The 17,740-nt window shown below is 63.4% G+C and carries 19 protein-coding genes; 12 read left to right on the top strand and 7 right to left on the bottom strand.

The genetic code is table 11. From position 1 onward, the window contains the following. Positions 1-139: 139 nt before the first annotated feature. On the bottom strand, positions 140-2,260 hold the full coding sequence (locus tag ACXJKC_RS17330; protein WP_456697994.1) for a CHAP domain-containing protein: 2,121 nt from the start codon (positions 2,258-2,260) through the stop codon (positions 140-142). 292 nt (positions 2,261-2,552) lie between these two features. Between ACXJKC_RS17330 and infA the strand changes: the two genes are divergently transcribed. The 8 genes from infA to ACXJKC_RS17290 all read left to right on the top strand — a co-directional run bounded on the left by infA (position 2,553) and on the right by ACXJKC_RS17290 (position 8,693). Then, positions 2,553-2,774: a translation initiation factor IF-1 gene (gene infA, locus ACXJKC_RS17325; protein WP_007078610.1), complete on the top strand. Its 222-nt coding sequence runs from the start codon at positions 2,553-2,555 to the stop codon at positions 2,772-2,774. A gap of 48 nt (positions 2,775-2,822) precedes the next feature. Beyond that, on the top strand, positions 2,823-2,936 hold the full coding sequence (rpmJ, locus tag ACXJKC_RS17320; protein ID WP_008361054.1) for a 50S ribosomal protein L36: 114 nt from the start codon (positions 2,823-2,825) through the stop codon (positions 2,934-2,936). Between the two features lie 191 nt (positions 2,937-3,127). Next, complete coding sequence (gene rpsM, locus ACXJKC_RS17315; protein WP_056606237.1) at positions 3,128-3,496, top strand: 30S ribosomal protein S13; 369 nt, start codon at positions 3,128-3,130, stop codon at positions 3,494-3,496. 6 nt (positions 3,497-3,502) lie between these two features. After that, positions 3,503-3,898 (top strand): 30S ribosomal protein S11, encoded by a 396-nt coding sequence (gene rpsK, locus ACXJKC_RS17310; protein WP_056209373.1) that lies wholly within the window; start codon positions 3,503-3,505, stop codon positions 3,896-3,898. Positions 3,899-3,938: 40 nt separating this feature from the next. Next, the gene (rpsD, locus tag ACXJKC_RS17305; RefSeq protein WP_456697993.1) at positions 3,939-4,547 is read left to right on the top strand and encodes a 30S ribosomal protein S4; all 609 of its coding nucleotides are present in this window, start codon (positions 3,939-3,941) and stop codon (positions 4,545-4,547) included. A 73-nt stretch (positions 4,548-4,620) separates the two neighbouring features. After that, positions 4,621-5,631 carry a DNA-directed RNA polymerase subunit alpha gene (locus tag ACXJKC_RS17300; protein WP_456697992.1) on the top strand — a complete coding sequence of 337 codons (1,011 nt, stop codon included), beginning with the start codon at positions 4,621-4,623 and terminating at the stop codon, positions 5,629-5,631. A gap of 51 nt (positions 5,632-5,682) precedes the next feature. After that, positions 5,683-6,213 (top strand): 50S ribosomal protein L17, encoded by a 531-nt coding sequence (gene rplQ / locus ACXJKC_RS17295; protein WP_456697991.1) that lies wholly within the window; start codon positions 5,683-5,685, stop codon positions 6,211-6,213. Between the two features lie 125 nt (positions 6,214-6,338). Beyond that, complete coding sequence (locus ACXJKC_RS17290; RefSeq protein ID WP_456697990.1) at positions 6,339-8,693, top strand: S8 family serine peptidase; 2,355 nt, start codon at positions 6,339-6,341, stop codon at positions 8,691-8,693. 82 nt (positions 8,694-8,775) lie between these two features. Here ACXJKC_RS17290 and ACXJKC_RS17285 read toward each other — a convergent pair whose 3' ends face one another. The 4 genes from ACXJKC_RS17285 to truA are packed head-to-tail and all read right to left on the bottom strand — an operon-like array spanning position 8,776 to position 11,346. Continuing rightward, on the bottom strand, positions 8,776-9,363 hold the full coding sequence (locus tag ACXJKC_RS17285) for a class I SAM-dependent methyltransferase (RefSeq protein ID WP_456697989.1): 588 nt from the start codon (positions 9,361-9,363) through the stop codon (positions 8,776-8,778). 12 nt (positions 9,364-9,375) lie between these two features. Then, positions 9,376-10,149 carry an endo alpha-1,4 polygalactosaminidase gene (locus ACXJKC_RS17280; RefSeq protein WP_456697988.1) on the bottom strand — a complete coding sequence of 258 codons (774 nt, stop codon included), beginning with the start codon at positions 10,147-10,149 and terminating at the stop codon, positions 9,376-9,378. A 15-nt stretch (positions 10,150-10,164) separates the two neighbouring features. Further along, positions 10,165-10,506 carry an MmcQ/YjbR family DNA-binding protein gene (locus ACXJKC_RS17275; RefSeq protein WP_456697987.1) on the bottom strand — a complete coding sequence of 114 codons (342 nt, stop codon included), beginning with the start codon at positions 10,504-10,506 and terminating at the stop codon, positions 10,165-10,167. Between the two features lie 21 nt (positions 10,507-10,527). Continuing rightward, positions 10,528-11,346: a tRNA pseudouridine(38-40) synthase TruA gene (gene truA / locus ACXJKC_RS17270; RefSeq protein ID WP_456697986.1), complete on the bottom strand. Its 819-nt coding sequence runs from the start codon at positions 11,344-11,346 to the stop codon at positions 10,528-10,530. 129 nt (positions 11,347-11,475) lie between these two features. Here truA and ACXJKC_RS17265 point away from each other — a divergent pair, with 129 nt between their 5' ends. Beyond that, positions 11,476-11,916, top strand: coding sequence for a hypothetical protein (locus tag ACXJKC_RS17265; protein ID WP_456697985.1), 441 nt, complete (start codon positions 11,476-11,478; stop codon positions 11,914-11,916). An 85-nt stretch (positions 11,917-12,001) separates the two neighbouring features. Here the strand turns inward: ACXJKC_RS17265 and ACXJKC_RS17260 are convergent, their stop codons facing one another. Next, complete coding sequence (locus ACXJKC_RS17260; RefSeq protein WP_456697984.1) at positions 12,002-13,297, bottom strand: citrate synthase; 1,296 nt, start codon at positions 13,295-13,297, stop codon at positions 12,002-12,004. Positions 13,298-13,539: 242 nt separating this feature from the next. Here ACXJKC_RS17260 and rplM point away from each other — a divergent pair, with 242 nt between their 5' ends. Genes rplM through glmM form a run of 3 tightly spaced genes read left to right on the top strand, consistent with a single transcriptional unit; the run spans position 13,540 to position 15,869 of the window. Next, positions 13,540-13,983, top strand: coding sequence for a 50S ribosomal protein L13 (gene rplM, locus ACXJKC_RS17255; protein WP_456697983.1), 444 nt, complete (start codon positions 13,540-13,542; stop codon positions 13,981-13,983). 32 nt (positions 13,984-14,015) lie between these two features. Then, on the top strand, positions 14,016-14,516 hold the full coding sequence (gene rpsI / locus ACXJKC_RS17250; protein WP_456697982.1) for a 30S ribosomal protein S9: 501 nt from the start codon (positions 14,016-14,018) through the stop codon (positions 14,514-14,516). 6 nt (positions 14,517-14,522) lie between these two features. Then, on the top strand, positions 14,523-15,869 hold the full coding sequence (glmM, locus tag ACXJKC_RS17245) for a phosphoglucosamine mutase (RefSeq protein ID WP_456697981.1): 1,347 nt from the start codon (positions 14,523-14,525) through the stop codon (positions 15,867-15,869). 22 nt (positions 15,870-15,891) lie between these two features. Here the strand turns inward: glmM and ACXJKC_RS17240 are convergent, their stop codons facing one another. After that, complete coding sequence (locus ACXJKC_RS17240) at positions 15,892-17,664, bottom strand: serine/threonine-protein kinase (protein WP_456697980.1); 1,773 nt, start codon at positions 17,662-17,664, stop codon at positions 15,892-15,894. Between the last annotated feature and the right edge of the window lie 76 nt (positions 17,665-17,740).

Below are 17,740 nucleotides of genomic sequence, written 5' to 3'. Positions count from 1 at the left end.
TTCGTGCGCCCCCTGATGCTGACGACTAGTTCCGATTGACAGTGAGACGAGGCAGAACCACGTTCGTGACGCGAAACTCGAAAGAAAGATAAAACACGTTGCGATATCACGATAGTGCCGTGCGGGTCGAGCAGCGACATCATTTGATCGTGATGGTGCGGGTGTGGGAGGAGCCCGCGACCGCCGATGTCCCGTTGAACGTCAATGTGTACGTCCGGCGGCCCGCCGGCTGCCTAGTCAATGCAGCCAAGGCCCTGCCGCGCTTGACCTTCACAGTGAGGAGCTTTTTGCTGCCGGTGCGAATCGTCAGAGTGCCGTTGGGTGATGTGGCACCGGGCGCCGAGACCTTGATGGAGAAGGTTGCCTTGCCGCGGCCAGGCGTCTTGACCGAGGCCGACACCTTGGAGTCGGCCTTGGCACGGCCGATCTTGGCAGTCGTGGCCGTCCTGGTGGCGTATCCACTCGCCCTGAACGTGACCTTGACCGTCAGGTAGTGGCCGAGATCGTCCTTGGTGACCCGGCGCGTGGACTTGGTGGACCCGGGGATGGCCTTCGAGTCGCGCAGCCACTGGTAGCTCAACGAGGTCTGGGCGGGGGATTGGACGCCGGGGGCGATCCTGAGCACCGAGCCCAATCGTGGCTTTCCGGTGGCCCGGGGCGATTTCGAGATCGATATATGGCCGGCGACCACGGCTGCGGTACGTGCTGACCGGGCCGAGGCGGCCGTGAAGCCGTCACGTCTGGCCGTGACGCCTACCTGGATGCGATCACCCAGATCCTGACGGGTCGGTACATAGGTCTGGCCGGTTGCGCCGGCTATCGGGGTCGCACCCGCGTACCACTGGAAGCTGTAGGTGCCGGCCGGTGACCACACTCCGGTAGAGGCAGTCAGCCGGGAGCCGACGCGGGGCGTACCCGAGACGGCAGGGGACGTCCGCGAGGAGAACGTGCCGGTGACGACGGCCTTGGATGCGCGTGAGGTCGACGTTGTCGTCACATATCCGCTGCGACTGGCCGTGACCACGACATCGATGGTCTTTCCGAGAAGATTCGGCGCGATATCGTACGAAGCGCCTGTGGCGCCTGCGATCGGCATGCCGCTTGCTCGCCATTGGTAGGAGAAGGCAAGCCCCGGCTTCGACCAAGTACCGGGCGTCGTAGTCAACCTGGAGCCGACTGCGGCGACGCCCGAGACGGCGGGCTGGACGGTGTTCGTCAGGCTGCCGGCCGCGACGGCGACAGTTCTCGGCGTTCTCGCCACATGGGTCATATAGCCCGGCCGGATCGACGTGATCCGCACGCTCAGCCCCTTGCCCGCGTACTCGGGACCCGGAGTGAATGTCGCCGACTGGGCACCTTTGATCGTGGAGCCGTCGGCGAACCAGGCGTATGCACGTGTCGCTGCGGCCGGCGTGACCGCGCCGGCTGTCACTGTCAAAGGTGTGTCGACTCTGGGACTTGCGGGAAGTACGGGAGATGAGGCTTGCGTGAACGCCCCGAGCGCGACTTCGACTGCAGGGGACGTCACCTTGACTGTCGGATAGCTCGGCCGGGTCGCGGTGACCTGCACGGCGAGCTTCTTGGCCGCCTGGGCAGCCGAAGGGGTGAACGTCTTGGCCGTTGCGCCGCGGATCGCGGTGCCGTCGGCGAGCCATTGGTAGGCATAGGTATTGCCCTTGGGGCTCCAAACACCTCCGGAGGCCTTGATCGCGGCGTCGACCTTCGGGGTGCCGACGACGGCAGGCTTGGTTTCGTTGATGATTCTGGGATCGGAGAAGTGGATGAAGCCGTCGGGCCAGCCAGACCCCGATTTGGTGATGCGGCGCCAATCGAACGCGCCACTCCAGTTGGATTCGGACACCCAGACCTCGGACGAGGAGACGACCTTCTCGACGTAGGCGACGTGATTGCCGGTCTTGCCCCACCACGCGACGGAGCCGACTGTCGGGACGGAGTCGGTGACCGATGCCATCGTGGTGCCCCAGTCGCGGGCGTTGCCGACACCGGACTTGGGGCGCTTGTTGGGCATGCCGTTGGTCGTGACCAGGCGGTAGGCGACGTAGTTGGTGCAGTTGGTGCCGGTGTACATGTTCCAGTAGCTCGTGCCCTTGTGCGAGGAATAGCCTGCGTGCGGGTAACCCTTGTCCTGGCATGACGTGTAGCCGCTGCACAGCACGGTGTAGGCCGCTTGTGCTGGGTTGGTCGGCACCAACAGGGCGGCGAAAAGTAGCACGGCGAGTGCAAAAGGAGAACGCGACACGCCGACACTCTACGTGACGCGTGGGGCGTATGTGATTTGAATGCGAGACCCAAGCTTGAGATGCCCCCTGGCTGGAGGCGCGGTCCGCGCGCCATCTGGGGGACCGCGATTTGAGTCTGCCGCCCGCGTAGGCGTAAGATTGGGAGTCGGCCTTTCTGGGTCCTCATCTGTGTGCATGAAATCAGTGTTCGCGATGCTGCTTCGGCGGTGTCACAACGATGCGTCCAGGCCGATGGCAGACGAGCTACACAAGAACGAGTAACACCACAGCAGTGCAACCAAAGAAGAGGTTATGGCGAAAAAAGAAGGCGTCATCGAAATGGAAGGTGCCGTAGTAGAGGCACTGCCTAACGCGATGTTCCGTGTCGAGCTGGCCAACGGTCACAAGGTTCTCGCGCACATCAGCGGCAAGATGCGTCAGCACTACATCCGCATCCTTCCTGAGGATCGGGTTGTCGTGGAGCTCTCGCCGTATGACCTCTCCCGCGGGCGCATCGTCTACCGCTACAAGTAACACCCCACAAGTAAATACCCACGTTCAGATCGCAAAGAGAGACTCTCGATGAAGGTCAACCCGAGCGTGAAGAAGATCTGTGACAAGTGCAAGGTGATTCGTCGCCATGGCCGCGTCATGGTGATCTGCGAAAACCCGCGTCACAAGCAGCGTCAGGGCTAAGCAAGCTTCTTCACAGCAGTAGCAACACGAAACATCTGATCGCTCCTACCGCTCCACAGACTCGCGTCTGACAGGCAGTAGGTCACCCCCGGAAGCGTAGGCCGGGGCCTGGTTCAGGATCTCCAAAGATCCTGGAGGCAACCAGGACGCATCAGGTGGCCACACCTCGCAGAACGGAAGGAAATGCCTACATGGCACGCCTCGTAGGAGTAGATCTCCCGCGCGAAAAGCGCATCGAGATCGCACTCACTTATGTATTCGGGATCGGGCGCACTCGTGCGACCGAAACCCTCGCGGCAACCGGCATCAGCCCGGACAAGCGCGTCCACGAGCTCGACGACAATGATCTCGTCGCTCTCCGTGACCACATCGAAGCGAACTACCAGACCGAGGGCGACCTGCGTCGTACCGTGACGGCTGATATTCGCCGCAAGATGGAGATCGGCAGCTACCAGGGCCGTCGTCACCGTGCGCATCTGCCCGTACGCGGCCAGCGCACCAAGACCAACGCGCGCACCCGCAAGGGTCCCAAGCGCACCGTCGCCGGAAAGAAGAAGTGATAGCGCATGCCTCCTAAGACAGCTGGCAAGAAGGTTCGCCGCAAGGAGAAGAAGAACGTCGCTCAGGGCGAAGCCCACATCAAGAGCACGTTCAACAACACCCACGTCACCATCACGGACCCCTCGGGCGCCGTGATTGCCTGGGCCTCCGGCGGAACCGTTGGATTCAAGGGCTCGCGCAAGTCGACGCCGTTCGCTGCCGGTATGGCTGCCGAATCGGCTGGTCGCCAGGCGATGGAGCACGGGATGAAGAAGGTCGACGTCTTCGTGAAGGGCCCCGGTTCGGGCCGCGAGACGGCGATCCGGTCGCTGAGCGGAGTCGGCCTCGAGGTCGGCACCATCTCCGACGTGACACCCAGCCCCCACAACGGCTGCCGTCCCCCCAAGCACCGTCGTCTCTGACGTCGTCGCTGCCCCACGAATTTTCTAGGAGTTATCACTCATGGCCCGTTACACCGGACCTCTCACCAAGAAGTCGCGCCGTCTCGGCATCGACCTCGTCGGTGGTGACGCTGCATTCGAAAAGCGTCCTTACCCTCCCGGCCAGCACGGCCGCGCGCGCGTCAAGGAGTCGGAGTACCGCAACCAGCTGCTCGAGAAGCAGAAGGCGCGTTACACCTACGGAGTGCTCGAGAAGCAGTTCCGCAAGTACTACGAGCTCGCCTCGCGTCGTCCCGGCAAGACCGGTGACAACCTGCTCCAGATCCTGGAGTCGCGTCTCGACAACGTCGTCTACCGTGCCGGGTTCGCCCGCACGCGTCGTCACGCTCGTCAGCTCGTCAACCACGGTCACTTCATCGTCAATGGCGTCAAGACCGACATCCCGTCTTTCCAGGTCAGCAAGCACGACATCATCGACGTCAAGCCCAAGTCGCTGGAGACCACGCCGTTCATCGTCGCGCGTGAGACCCACGACAAGGACACGGTTCCCGGCTGGATGGACGCTGCGCCCGATCGCGGTCGCATCCTGGTCCACGAGCGCCCCGTCCGCGAGCAGATCACGGTTCCGATCCAGGAACAGCTGATCGTGGAGTTCTACTCCAAGATCTGATCCTCACCCGTCTCTGGCAACAGAGCACTACCCGGACCTTCAAATAACGGTTGGTTCGGAAAGGAAGAAAATTATGCTGATCGCCCAGCGTCCCGCCCTGTCCGAAGAGGTTGTCGACGATTTCCGTTCGCGGTTCGTCATCGAGCCTCTCGAGCCTGGCTTCGGTTACACCCTCGGCAACTCGCTGCGTCGCACGCTGCTGTCGTCGATCCCGGGTGCAGCTGTCACCTCGATCAAGATCGACGGTGTGCTTCACGAGTTCTCGACCGTCCCCGGTGTCACCGAGGACGTCACCGAGATCATCTTGAACCTCAAAGAGCTTGTCGTCTCCTCGGAGAACGACGAGCCCGTCGTGATGTACCTCCGTAAGGAGGGCGCCGGTGATGTGACCGCCGCCGACATCCAGCCTCCGGCCGGAGTCGAGGTCCACAACCCGGATCTGCACATCGCCACCTTGAACACCAAGGGCAAGATCGAGATCGAGCTGGTCGTCGAGCGTGGCCGCGGCTACGTCTCGGCCGTTCAGAACAAGTCGGGTGACGAAGAGATCGGCCGCATGCCGGTCGACTCGATCTACTCGCCGGTCCTGAAGGTGACCTATAAGGTCGAGGCAACCCGAGTTGAGCAGCGTACGGACTTCGACAAGCTCGTCATCGATGTCGAGACCAAGAAGTCCATTCTTCCTCGTGACGCGATCGCGTCGGCCGGTTCGACTCTCGTCGAGCTGTTCGGTCTGGCGCGTGAACTGAACGTCGAGGCTGAGGGAATCGACATCGGCCCGAGCCCGGTCGATGAGCAGCTTGCTGCTGATCTGGCTCTGCCGATCGAGGACCTCAACTTCACGGTCCGCTCTTACAACTGCCTCAAGCGCGAGGGCGTCCACACCGTGGGCGAGCTCATCACGCGCTCTGAGCAGGATCTGCTCGACATTCGCAACTTCGGTTCGAAGTCGATCGATGAGGTCAAGGCCAAGCTCACCGAAATGGGCCTGGCGCTCAAGGACAGCCCGGCCGGATTCGATCCGTCCGCTGTCATCGACGCGTACGACGACGACGCCAGCTTCGCCGAGGACGAGCAGTACTGAGGTACTGCCCGACCTTGACGGCCATAGCCTGAAAGATTTTGGAGAACAACAATGCCTACACCCACCAAGGGTCCTCGCCTCGGCGGCAGCCCGTCGCACCAGCGGCTGATCCTTGCCAACCTCGCGCAGAACCTGTTCGAGCACGGCAAGATCACGACGACTGAGGCCAAGGCCCGCCGTCTGCGTCCGTACGCCGAGGCCCTGATCACCAAGGCCAAGACCGACACGGTGGCCAACCGCCGCCAGGTCGTCAAGGTCATCCGTGACAAGAGCATCCTGCACACGCTGTTCACCGAGATCGGTCCCGCCATGGCGACCCGTCCCGGCGGCTACACACGCATCACGAAGATTGCGCCGCGCAAGGGCGACAACGCCCCCATGGCCGTCATCGAGGTCGTCGAAGCCAAGCAGTTCGGCGCTCAGAACCAGACCGCCAAGAAGGCCAAGACCGAGAAGGCCGCTCCGGCTGAAGAGGTCGAGGTCGTCGAGGCTGAAGCAGCCGACGCCGATGTCGAGACCGAGGCTCCGGCCGAGGAAGTTCTCGAGACTGAAGCACCTGCTGCCGAAGACGACGCCAAGTAGCATCTGCAACGCCCAGCACGCCCGTCACCGTTCGGTGGCGGGCGTTCTGCTGTCTCGACGGAGTGATATTTTTGCGTCTGAGCGTGGTGCACCGGTAGCACGCCTCCGAATCGTGGGGATCATCCGTGCTGAAGGTTCGTCGTTCCTTGACCGTGCTGGTCTCCAGCGCTCTCGCGCTGTCATTGACCGGGCTCAGTGCTTCTGCGGACGAAGCTCAGCCTCCGCCGATCGCACCGGCCAAGCTGGTTCCGCCCGTCGAAGTACCCGTCGATGAGGTGCCTGATGTGGCCAGAGGTTTGATCGTCAAGACGACGACTGCGACGCCGACCGAGGGTCTGCTCGCAGCGACCGACAAGGCGCTGGGCACAGACGCCGACGTCGAAGACGATTCGAAATTGTCAACGAAGGTCGCCACAGTCGACTTCGATCAGGTCGTGTCTGGTGAGACCGCACAAGAGGTTGCCGACGCTATCGCCGAACGCAGCGATGTTGTCTGGGCGACTCCCAATCGCATGGTCCGCGCGCAGGCGGCTCCGCCGGTCTCGAAGAACGACCAGTACTTCGGAAACCAGCGCAATCTGTGGGACACGATCAGCACGCCGTTCGGCGGCTACAGCATCAAGGCGCCTTCGCTGTGGCGCAAGACTGAGGGCAGTGCGAGCACTGTCGTCGCCGTGATCGACTCCGGCATTCTGGCCGGACACCCGGACCTGGACCTGGCCGGCAAACTACTCCCGGGTCGAGACATGATCACCGATCCCGCGATATCGCGCGATAACAATGGTCGCGATTCCGACCCCTCTGACCAGGGCGACTGGTACAACGCGGGTGAGTGCGGCGACCCTCGAGCCAGTCCCAGTTCATGGCACGGCACATTCGTCGCGGGACAGATCGCAGCAGAGACAAATAACGGAATCGGCATTGCCGGAGTGGCCCCGGGGGCATCGATCCTGCCGGTCCGTGCACTGGGCAAGTGCGGCGGCTGGGACAGCGATATTCTCGCGGCGATGGCCTGGGCCTCCGGCGCCACGGTCGACGGGGTCGCCAATCCGAACAAGGCCAAGATCGTCAACATGTCGCTGGCTGGCCCGCCGATGTCGTCGGCGGGACGGGCCTCCGCCTGCCGGGCCTACAGTGCTGCGGCGAGTGCCGGAAACGCGCGCGGTGCAATCTTCATCGCTGCCGCAGGCAATGACGGTGACAATGCCAATCGGGTGGTGCCGGCCTCGTGTGGCGGTTTCGTCTCAGTCGGCGCGACCAGTTCCAAGGGATTCAGCGCCATCTACTCCAACATCGGATCGACCGTCGATCTCTCGGCGCCCGGTGGAGATCCGTGGGTGGAGGGCCCGTCTGACCAAATCGTGTCGCTGAGCAATCTAGGCAAGACCGTGCCCGGCGCGCACAGCGTCGGCCGCTCGCAAGGCACCAGCATGGCGGCCCCGCAGGTGGCCGGTGCCGCCGCGCTGCTCCACCGTCTAGGATTCAATTCGCCGAATGAGTTGACCAATGCGCTGTACGCCTCGGTGTCGCCCTTCCGGGCACGCAACCCCGTGTATGCCAGGAAGAATGTCCAGGGATATCGGTACGACCTCAACTGCACGTCGCCGGGACGCAAGTGGTGTGGGCGTGGACTGCTTGATCTGAGTCGAGTGCAGGCGCCGCTCACAGCACCGGTCATCAGCGGCTCTCTGACGATCGGCGAACCGCTCAGAACCTCGCTCGGCGCCTGGGTGCGTACACCGACCCCGAAATACGTCTGGAGGGTCAACGGAGCTGTCAAGGGCACTGGTAGCGTCTACTGGCCGACCCTCGCCGATGCCGGTAAGTCCGTCACCGTGACGATCGCCCCGTCGACCGCGGCATTTGCCAAGCTGACCAACCTCTCCGGCCCGACCGGCGCGATTGCGGCCGGGCCCGCAGTCAGCCTCGCTGTGACCACGCCCCGTTACGGCTCGAACTACACTCTCAGCGCCACGGTGGCCGGTGCTGCAAGCGGACCGGTGCAGATTCGCACCGACAGCGGTCAGGTTCTCGGGACCGGCAATGTGGTCAGTGGCGTTGCCCGCATCCGCATCTCGGGCCGGGCCTTGAAGCCGGGCAGCTATGCGGTCCGTGCGGCCTACCTCGGCAATGGAATCACCGCAAAGGCGTCCTCGCCGCGCAGGACCGTCACGATCCGCAAGCTGACCGCTAAAGTCGGGACCAAACTGCCCAAGTCGGTCAGCAAGAAGAAGCGAGCCAAGTTGCGAGTTACCGTGACCGAGCGGCCGAATCTGTTCGCGAGCCCGACTGGCACACTGCGGATCTACGACGGCAAGAAGCGGATCCTGATCACGAAGCTGTCGAGTTCGGGTAAGGGCAAGAAGAGTATCCGGCTGCCCAAGCTCAAGAAGGGCACCCACAAGATCCGGGTGCTGTACCAAGGCAATGGCTACATCTCGGGCGCCTACTCGTCGTACCGCAAGATCAAGGTCAAGTAACCCCACCCCCTCCTGGGGCGGTGCACCAGCGTCCACATTGCCGGCCAAAGTGGACGCCGATGCACCGCCCGAGGACTTGGGGTCAGGTGCCTCGGCGCACTTCGAGGATCCGGAAACCCTTCTCGCTGTCGGCGCGTCGGGTTGGCCACCCCTGGTCGACGAGCCAGCGTTGCAGCGAGTCTGCGCCGAGGTTCTTGCCGACCACCAGGCGGGCGACCCCGTCGGGTGCGAGGCGGGGGAGCCAGCGCAGGAGAAGATCGTGCAAGGGCTGCTTACCGATCCGGATCGGGGGATTCGACCAGATCTGGTCGAAAATCACATCGGCGGGCACTTCATCGGGAAGCACGGCCTGTACCGACAGGCCGAGTCGTTCTGCATTGACGCGGGTCAGGTCGAGTGCACGTTGATTGGTGTCGACAGCCCATACCGTCGCGCCGGACAGCGCGAGTGAACACGCTATGGGGCCCCAGCCGCACCCGATGTCGAGAACTGTTCCAGAGGCGGGCGGCGTGCTGTTGCGCAGGAGCACTGCGGTCGCCTTGTCGAGCCCGTCGTGGGAGAACACCCCCGACGAGGTCGTGAATGTCAGCTCGCGTCCCCAGATACGGGCCGAGACGTCGCGCCGTCGATCAGGGCTGGTGGGCGATCCGTCGAAATAGTGCTCTGACACGGCTCCAGTGTCTCAGCAGGTCTGGAAGACGTATCCCTTGGATCCGCGCCTTAGGACATCACGGTCACGCAGGACGATGGATGCTTTGCCTCGCCGTGCAGCACAGGCTCGTTTGAACGAGGAGCGGCCGTTGTCGGAGTACTCGATCTCGATCAGCTGGGTGCCGTACACCTTGGTGTACTTGCCGCATTCGCGGTACACCTCGCAGTCCTCGGCGACGGCGAAGTCGAAGCCGATACGCCGGTGGCTGAGTTGCGGCGAGTTCTTCTGCGCTATCGCGAGCTTGCTCCGGTGGGCCTCGCGAACCAGTCGCTTGGCGTAGCCGACTGCGTGAGACTTCTTGATGAGTTTGCGAGATCTGGTCCACGAGTCCAGGTTGTCGGGCTCGACAGCTTGGAATCCGTCGCGACGGCACCGCTCAAACCACGTGCGGTTGATCGCTGCGAGCGCGTCTCGCTTCTTGGTCGTCCGGATGTCGAGGAGGACCTCATCGGGCCAATTGCGATCGCGGACCAGACGTCCGGACTTGTCGCGGAGCAGGAGCTTCGGGTGCTTCTTCTTCCACCAGTTGAGTCGCCCGGGCTGGGTCTGGAACGAGTTGACGTAGCAGACCGAATACCGGCCGGCGGCCGGCGGATCGGTCCGATCCCGCACCACGATCTTCACGTTCGCGGCTGGTCGGTAGGCGCCGCCCAGTTGATAGTCGGCCTTGGCCGGGGTGGGCGGGAGCGTCACAGGTGAGGTCGCAAGAGCGACGGCGGCGAGGATTGACGCGATGACCGACATGTCATCAGTGTGTCATCAGGGGGAATGCTCCTTGCGAAGCCTGGCAGGTGCCGCGATACGCCAGGCGTCGGCGATGAGTTCGAACAGCTCTTGGCGGTCGACCGCATCGAGGTTGATCAGAATGTAGTTGTGACCGTCGTAGTGCGAGGTTGTGTAGAACGCGGGATCGGTCCCGGCGAGCAGAGTGGCTTTGTCATCGGCAGAGCACTTCAGGGCGAGCCCGCCCTCGCTCTCGGTGCGCAGACGCCCCAGCAATGTGCCGGCCACCTTGAGCGATGGGGTGCGATAGGACGTCGATTCAACGACTTCGGGCAGCGTCACGGCGTATGCGACGACGTCATCCCAGCTGATCGACATAGGACCAAGTGTTTCCCGGACTCAGTCGAGATGCATCTCGGACACGCCGACTTGATCGCGTCTGCGGCGAGATTCCACGGCACGAGCAGCCAGACCCGACGCGTCGGGATAGACGACCTCCTCGAGCACGAGCCCGTGCGGGGGCATCACGGTGACCCGTGCATTGCGGGTCGCCGCCTGGAGAACCTCGTCGGCCCAGGCGGGTTCGAATCGGCCCTCGCCGACGGCCGTGAGAGCGCCCATGAGGGCCCGGACCATGGAGTGGCAGAACGCGTCGGCGCGGACCGTCGTCTCGACCAGATCGTTCCGGCGAACCACGTGAAGCTCCAGCAGAGTGCGGATCGTGGTGGCTCCCTCACGCTTCTTGCAGAAGGAGGCGAAATCGTGCTCGCCCAGCAGATGCTCCGCGGCGGCGTTCATCGCGTCGACGTCGAGCAGCCGGGGCCAGGCGACCTGGTGGTACCGGTCGAGCGGGTCGGGGCCGGCAGCTGTGTCGCAGATTCGATATAAGTAGCGACGTTCCAGAGCCGCGAAACGGGCGTCGAAGCCTTCTGGCGCGAGGCTCAGGCCGCGCAGTGAGATGTCGGGGGGCAGCAGTCGTCTCAGGCGACGTTCGAGAACCGGCGGATCGACGTCCTGAAGGTCGACGTGCGCGACCTGACCGCGAGCGTGGACCCCGGCGTCGGTCCGACCGGCGCATGTCAGCTGGGGGACCGACTCCAGGCGCAGAATCGTGGCGATCGCCGCCTCGATCTCGCCTTGCACGGTCCGTAGGCCTGGTTGAGTCGCCCAACCACGGAACGCTGAACCGTCATAGGAAAGATCAAGTCGCAACCGCACGCCGCCACGATATCGTCTGACTGTGTCTGGGTCGCGGTGTGCTGGTCGGGTTGATGCGAGACGCTGACACGACTCGGGCGCAGGTGTAACTTTGGTTGACCGGCTTCCCGGTACGACAAGGAGTTTCTCATGCGCAAGCTACTCGCTGCGATGGCCGCCTCAGCTCTCCTGATCACCCTGCCCGGCCCGGTGGAGGCCGCAACCAAGAAGTTCGCTGTGACCATCAAAGCGCCGAGCACCGTCTACTATCGCTATCCGACCCCGGTGGGTGACCGTTGTGAGGACCTCGGGCCTCAGGGCGGTGAAGCCAAGCTGACGATCAAGATCACCGGAACGGTCCGCCCGATACGCGCCGGCAAGTACGTCACGATCTACAAGAAGTTTGTCGGCGGACACGGTGTCGTCGAGGGTAAGGCACGGGTCAGGTCTTCTGGACGGTTCACCTTCCTCGACAGACCGACTTCGTCCAGAACGCGCTACTACAAGGCCAAGATGCCCACGACCGGCTCCTACAAGACCGGATTCAGCAAGTACACGCGGGTCAAGATCGAAGGTTTCTGCGACGAGTGATCCGGCGCAGAAACCACGAGGGCCTGGATCCGATGCAGTACCGGATCCAGGCCCTCGCGGATTGCCATGACGCTTGGCGGAGGAGTTACGCCCAGCGATCTTCTTTGGCGACGAAGGTGAGTTCACGGTCGCCGGTGTAGATCTGCTTGGGTCGAGCGATCTTCTGCTCCTTGTCGTCGACCAGCTCATTCCACTGGGCCAACCAGCCCGGTGTGCGGCCGATTGCGAACAACACCGTGAACATCTCCGGCGGGAACTGCAATGCTTCGTAGATCAGACCCGAGTAGAAGTCGACGTTCGGGTACAGCTTGCGCTTGACGAAGTATTCGTCCTCGAGTGCGATCTTCTCCAGCTCCTGTGCGATCTCGAGCAGCGGGTTGACGCCCGTGACCTCGAAGACGTCGTCACAGGCCTTTTTGATGATCGTGGCACGCGGATCGAAGTTCTTGTAGACGCGGTGACCAAAGCCCATGAGCTTCTCGTCGCCGTTCTTGACGCCTTCGATGAACTCGGGGATCTTGTCCTTCGTGCCGATCCGGCGCAGCATCTTGAGGACTGCCTCGTTCGCCCCGCCGTGGAGCGGTCCGTAGAGGGCAGCGATGCCGCCCGACACGGCCGAGTACGGGTCGACCTGGCTCGAACCGATCGAGCGCACGGCGTTCGTCGAACAGTTCTGCTCGTGATCGGCGTGCAGGATCAACAGGACATCGAGTGCTTTGACCAAGCGAGGATCAGGGGCATACGTCTGCTCCGACATCTTGAACAACATCGACAGGAAGTTCTCGGTGTAGTTCAGATCGTTATCGGGGTAGACGTAAGGCTTGCCCTGCGCGTGCCGGAACGACCAGGCACCGAGGGTCGGCATCTTGGCGATCATGCGCACGATCTGGTCGTGGCGCACCTGCGGATCGCTGACATTGCGGGCTTCGGGATAGAACGTCGACAGCGCGCCGACCGACGACATCAGCATGCCCATCGGGTGGGCGTCGTATCGGAAGCCCTGCATGAGGGACTTGACGTTCTCGTGCACGAACGTGTGGAACGTGATCTCGTGCACCCACTGCTCGTACTGTTCCTTGGTCGGCAGTTCACCGTAGATCAGCAAGTACGAGACTTCGAGGAAGGTCGACTTCTCGGCCAGCTGCTCGATGGGGTAGCCGCGATATTCGAGGATGCCCTTGTCGCCGTCGATATACGTGACGGCGCTGCGGGTCGAGGCGGTGTTGGTGAACCCGGGATCGTAGACAGCGAGACCGGGATCGTCCTCGGTCTTTCCGATCTTGCCAAGGTCACCAGCTCGTACGGTTCCATCGGTGATGGGAAGCTCGTACTCAACGCCTGTGCGGTTGTCGCGGACGGTCAGGGTCTGTTTTTCGGTCACGATGGGTCTCCTGTGACGTGCCAATCGGGCCCACGAAGATGGTGCGGACCACTAGACAACGTAGCTCGGTACGTGACGTGGCGCACCAAGGGGGTCCAGGTGACGGACTCGTTTTGACCCGGGCCACTCCAGCCGGTTAACCTAGTGTGTCGTTGTGCCCATCGGCTCATGCCGTGGGCCGCGACGACCACAGAGTTTGATTGAAGAGTCGTACCCCCACCGAAGAACGAGAAGGTCACGCCGTGCGCACGTTCAGCCCCAAGCCGTCTGACATCACCCGTCAGTGGCACGTCATCGACGCTCAGGACATCGTTCTGGGCCGTCTCGCCGTCCAGGCTGCGACGCTGCTGCGCGGCAAGCACAAGCCGACCTATGCGCCGCATGTCGACGGCGGCGACTTCGTCGTCATCGTCAACGCGGAGAAGGTGGCACTGTCGGGCAACAAGCGCACCGACAAGCTTGCCTACCGTCACAGCGGATACCCGGGTGGACTCAAGTCCATCGCCTACGGCGACCTGCTCGAAAAGGATGCACGCAAGGCGATCGAGAAGTCGGTCCGCGGCATGCTTCCCAAGAACCGTCTGGGCGATCAGCTGATCACCAAGCTCAAGGTCTACTCCGGTCCTGAGCACCCGCACACCGCCCAGAAGCCCCAGCCGTTCGAGATCACTCAGATCTCCCAGTAAAACTTTCCCGATCAGAGTAGGTAAGCGCAAACATGGCTGAGACCGCCACCATCGAAGAGACCGAGTTCGAGACCAACGCCGAAGGTGTCGCGTACACCTCGGAGTCCGCTGGTGCATCCGAGACCTCCAGCAAGCCCGCGACGATCGCTCCGGGTGCTGCGACAGGTCGCCGCAAGGAGGCCATCGCGCGTGTTCGCATCGTTCCTGGCACCGGCGTGTGGACTGTCAACGGCAAGCCGCTCGAGGAGTACCTCCCCAACAAGCTGCACCAGCAGATTGCCAAGGAAGCCTTCGCCGAGACCGGTCTGCAGGACCGTTTCGACGTCATCGCCCGCGTGACGGGTGGCGGCATGACCGGTCAGGCCGGCGCTCTGCGTCTCGGCGTGGCTCGGTCGCTTAACCAGATCGACGAAGAGGCCAACCGGCCGGTCCTCAAGAAGGCCGGACTCCTGACGCGCGACTCGCGTATCAAGGAGCGCAAGAAGGCTGGTCTCAAGAAGGCTCGTAAGGCTCCGCAGTACAGCAAGCGCTGATCCTTCGTGGGCCGCATCTTTGGTACTGATGGCGTTCGCGGGCTCGCGAATCGTGATCTGACCGCAGAGCTCGCCGTTGACCTCTCGGTCGCGGCGGCCCACATCCTCGGCGAGGTGGGTGCTTTCGCCGATCAGCGTCCTACCGCAGTCGTGGCCCGCGATCCCCGCGCCTCAGGTGAATTCCTGGAGGCCGCGGTGGTCGCGGGTCTTGCTTCTGCCGGCGTCGATGTGCACCGACTCGGTGTTGTCCCTACGCCGGGAGCCGCCTATCTGACGTCGTTTCTCAAGGCGGACATGGGCGTCATGATTTCGGCGAGCCACAATGCGATGCCTGACAACGGCATTAAATTCCTCGCCCGCGGCGGTCTCAAGCTCGACGATGATCTCGAGCTCCAGATCGAGAATCGGCTCCAGGAACCTTGGGACCGCCCGACGGGTGCCGGGGTCGGTCGAATCGGCGACAGCCATGCGGGCGTCGCGGCGTACACCAAGCATCTGATCGAGTCATCGCCCCGACGCCTTGAAGGCCTCAAGATCGTGCTCGACTGTGCCAATGGTGCCGCGCACGAGGTCGGGCCGACCGTTTTCGAACAGCTTGGTGCGGACGTGATCACGATCCACGCCGAGCCCGATGGTCTCAATATCAACGAGAACTGTGGTTCGACCCATCTGGACGATCTGCAGAAGGCCGTACTCGATCATGGTGCCGATGCAGGCTTCGCATTCGACGGCGACGCCGACCGGTGCCTTGCCGTCGACCAAACCGGCGAAGTGGTCGACGGCGATCACATCCTGGCAATGCTCGCGCTGGCCGCGCGCGATGCCGGACGGCTGACCGAGGACACTGTCGTGGCCACGGTCATGAGCAATCTGGGCTTCGTCCATGCAATGCAGAGTGCGGGGATCACCGTCATCCAAACGGCGGTCGGCGACCGTTACGTCCTCGAGGCTATGCGCACCGGCGGATTCAATCTCGGTGGCGAGCAGTCTGGCCACGTCATCATGGGCGACTACGCCACGACCGGCGATGGTGTGCTCACCGCGGTTCATCTGGCCGCTCGAATGCGCGAAACAGGTTCGAAGCTCTCCGAGCTGGCCGCCGTCATGACTCGGCTGCCTCAGGTGCTGGTCAATGTCCCGGGAGTCGACAAGTCCCGCGCCGACACCGACCCGACTCTGCTGGGCGAGGTCGCGATCGCGACGGCTCGACTCGGCGACTCCGGGCGTGTCCTGTTGCGACAGTCCGGCACCGAACCGCTCGTACGGGTCATGGTCGAAGCTGGCACCCACGAAGAAGCTGCCGGCGTTGCGCAGCACCTCGCAGCAGTCGTGCGCTCGACCCTCGCGCTCTGAACTCGACTGCGTGCCGGTCTCGTCACCTAGGACACACGGCTCGGCCGCTGTCGTACTTCTCGGCTTTGAGGGCGCTCCAGGTAGCAGAACCGGTGCGGCCGTCGGGCTCGATGCCTCGGTCGATCTGGTAGGTCTTGAGCGCAGCGGTCGTCATCTCGTCGAATGGTTGCGTCATGATGCCGATGCCCTCGTCGGACTGAGGCTCGGCGATGTAGCCGCGGATCAGCAGGATCTGCTGCAGTTCGTTGATCAGGAGCTGCTCGTCGAAGGCCGGGTCGATTGAACTGTCGAGGACGGGGAGGTCCCCGACGGACTCCAGGCACATGCAGAAGCTACGTCCCCGCTGGTCGGCATCGAGCAGATGAGGGATCGCCTGACCGATGCCTGCATCGATACGGGCAGCGCACACGTCCTTGAGGGTGGCGTAAGGGCCGGTCCAGGCGAGGTAGTAGGGCTGTCCGCTGCGGTTGACCGGCTCGTACGTGGCACAAGTGTCTGAGCCGCGGAGGTATTTCACGTCTGGGACCAGCTCAGCTGCCTCGTTGATTCGCTTCGCGAAGCCGCTGGGGTTGCCTCGGGTGAGCTGCAGGATGTACTCCTCGGTGCAGCCCGGGCTGTCGTAGGTCGCGCCGACGACACCGGGCAGCGGCCCGTCATCGGGGGGCGGGTCTTCACCGAACGGCAAGAAGACGAAGGCGCTCGCGACGACGGCGACGACCGCGAGGACTGCTACGGCGCCAAGCGCAAATCGTTTTCGTACCGATGATTGCCGCCGTGCCTTCGGCTGCGCCGAGGGGGGATCGGCCGACTGGGCGCGGGGATGCAGGCGGGTGCCGACGTTCGGCACGCCTTCGGGAACGGTCAAAGTGAACGAGCGGACCGCCGTGAGGTCATTGGGGACCTGTGCAGGAAGCGCGGCTCCGGCGGACGAGTCGAGCACCTCGATCCGCGTTGGAGGCAGACCCAGGTCGATCTGCTCTTGCTGCAGAGCTTGCGCGAAGTCGAACGCCGACGTGTACCGGTCGTGAACGGACTTGGCCATCGCGCGGAGCAACACGTGCTCAAGGGTCGGTGGGACGTCGGCTCGCCCCGTGGGTCGCAGCGGCTCGGTCGAGATGCGTATACCCATCGCGATACCGTCGTTCGCCTGACCGTCGCGGTGGTAGGGCGAACGGCGCGCGAGCAGGCTGTAGACGGTTGCGCCCAGCGCGTACACATCGCTGCGGACGTCCTTGGCTGCGGTGCCCTGGAACGCTTCGGGCGGAGCCCATGGCACCGAGAGGCTGTTTTCCAAAGTGTGGGTGTCATCAGCGGTCGATGCGATCCCGAAGTCGGTCAGCAGCGGGGCGCCGTAGGCATTGGTCAAGATGTTGTGCGGCTTGATGTCGCGATGCAGAATGCCGGCCCGATGGGCGGTCTCGACGGCTGCTGAGATCTTGATGCCCACTTCGAGGACGTCTGCAAGAGGGATCTCCTCTACTCGGTAGCGCTCGGCCAGGTTGGGGGCCGGGCAGTACTCCATCACGATGTACGGACGTCCGTCCGGACTCACGTCGGCCTGGAAGATCGGGACGATTGAGGGATGCCCGGACAACTGAGCCATGACGTTGGCCTCGGCGTGGAAGAAGTCGATGTCGGCGTCCTCGTCGACGACCTGGTGCAAGACCTTGACCGCGACCTCACGGGCCGGGATGTCTTGCCGGTAGAGGTGCACGTCGGCAAAGCCACCTCGCCCGATGAGCCGGACGAAGGTGAGGCCGTCCAGCTCGGGGGCGGGAGAGCGACGTGCTGGCACGGATCGACACTAGCTGATCACGGCCGGGCGAACCCGTGCGGCGAGTGCTGCACGTGCAGGGGACCTCTACCCATCG

Source organism: Aeromicrobium sp. P5_D10, assembly GCF_054049535.1.
The sequence above is the reverse complement of the archived record's forward strand: the minus strand, read 5'-3'. Positions and strand labels throughout refer to the sequence as shown.

Coding starts and splice junctions, on each gene's coding strand:
- ACXJKC_RS17265 (WP_456697985.1), top strand. CDS start 11,476: ATGCGCAAGCTACTCGCTGCGATGGCCGCCTCAGCTCTCCTGATCACC.
- rpsI (WP_456697982.1), top strand. CDS start 14,016: ATGGCTGAGACCGCCACCATCGAAGAGACCGAGTTCGAGACCAACGCC.
- infA (WP_007078610.1), top strand. CDS start 2,553: ATGGCGAAAAAAGAAGGCGTCATCGAAATGGAAGGTGCCGTAGTAGAG.
- rpsD (WP_456697993.1), top strand. CDS start 3,939: ATGGCCCGTTACACCGGACCTCTCACCAAGAAGTCGCGCCGTCTCGGC.
- ACXJKC_RS17300 (WP_456697992.1), top strand. CDS start 4,621: ATGCTGATCGCCCAGCGTCCCGCCCTGTCCGAAGAGGTTGTCGACGAT.
- rpmJ (WP_008361054.1), top strand. CDS start 2,823: ATGAAGGTCAACCCGAGCGTGAAGAAGATCTGTGACAAGTGCAAGGTG.
- ACXJKC_RS17275 (WP_456697987.1), bottom strand. CDS start 10,506: ATGTCGATCAGCTGGGATGACGTCGTCGCATACGCCGTGACGCTGCCC.
- rpsM (WP_056606237.1), top strand. CDS start 3,128: ATGGCACGCCTCGTAGGAGTAGATCTCCCGCGCGAAAAGCGCATCGAG.
- ACXJKC_RS17280 (WP_456697988.1), bottom strand. CDS start 10,149: ATGTCGGTCATCGCGTCAATCCTCGCCGCCGTCGCTCTTGCGACCTCA.
- rplQ (WP_456697991.1), top strand. CDS start 5,683: ATGCCTACACCCACCAAGGGTCCTCGCCTCGGCGGCAGCCCGTCGCAC.
- rpsK (WP_056209373.1), top strand. CDS start 3,503: ATGCCTCCTAAGACAGCTGGCAAGAAGGTTCGCCGCAAGGAGAAGAAG.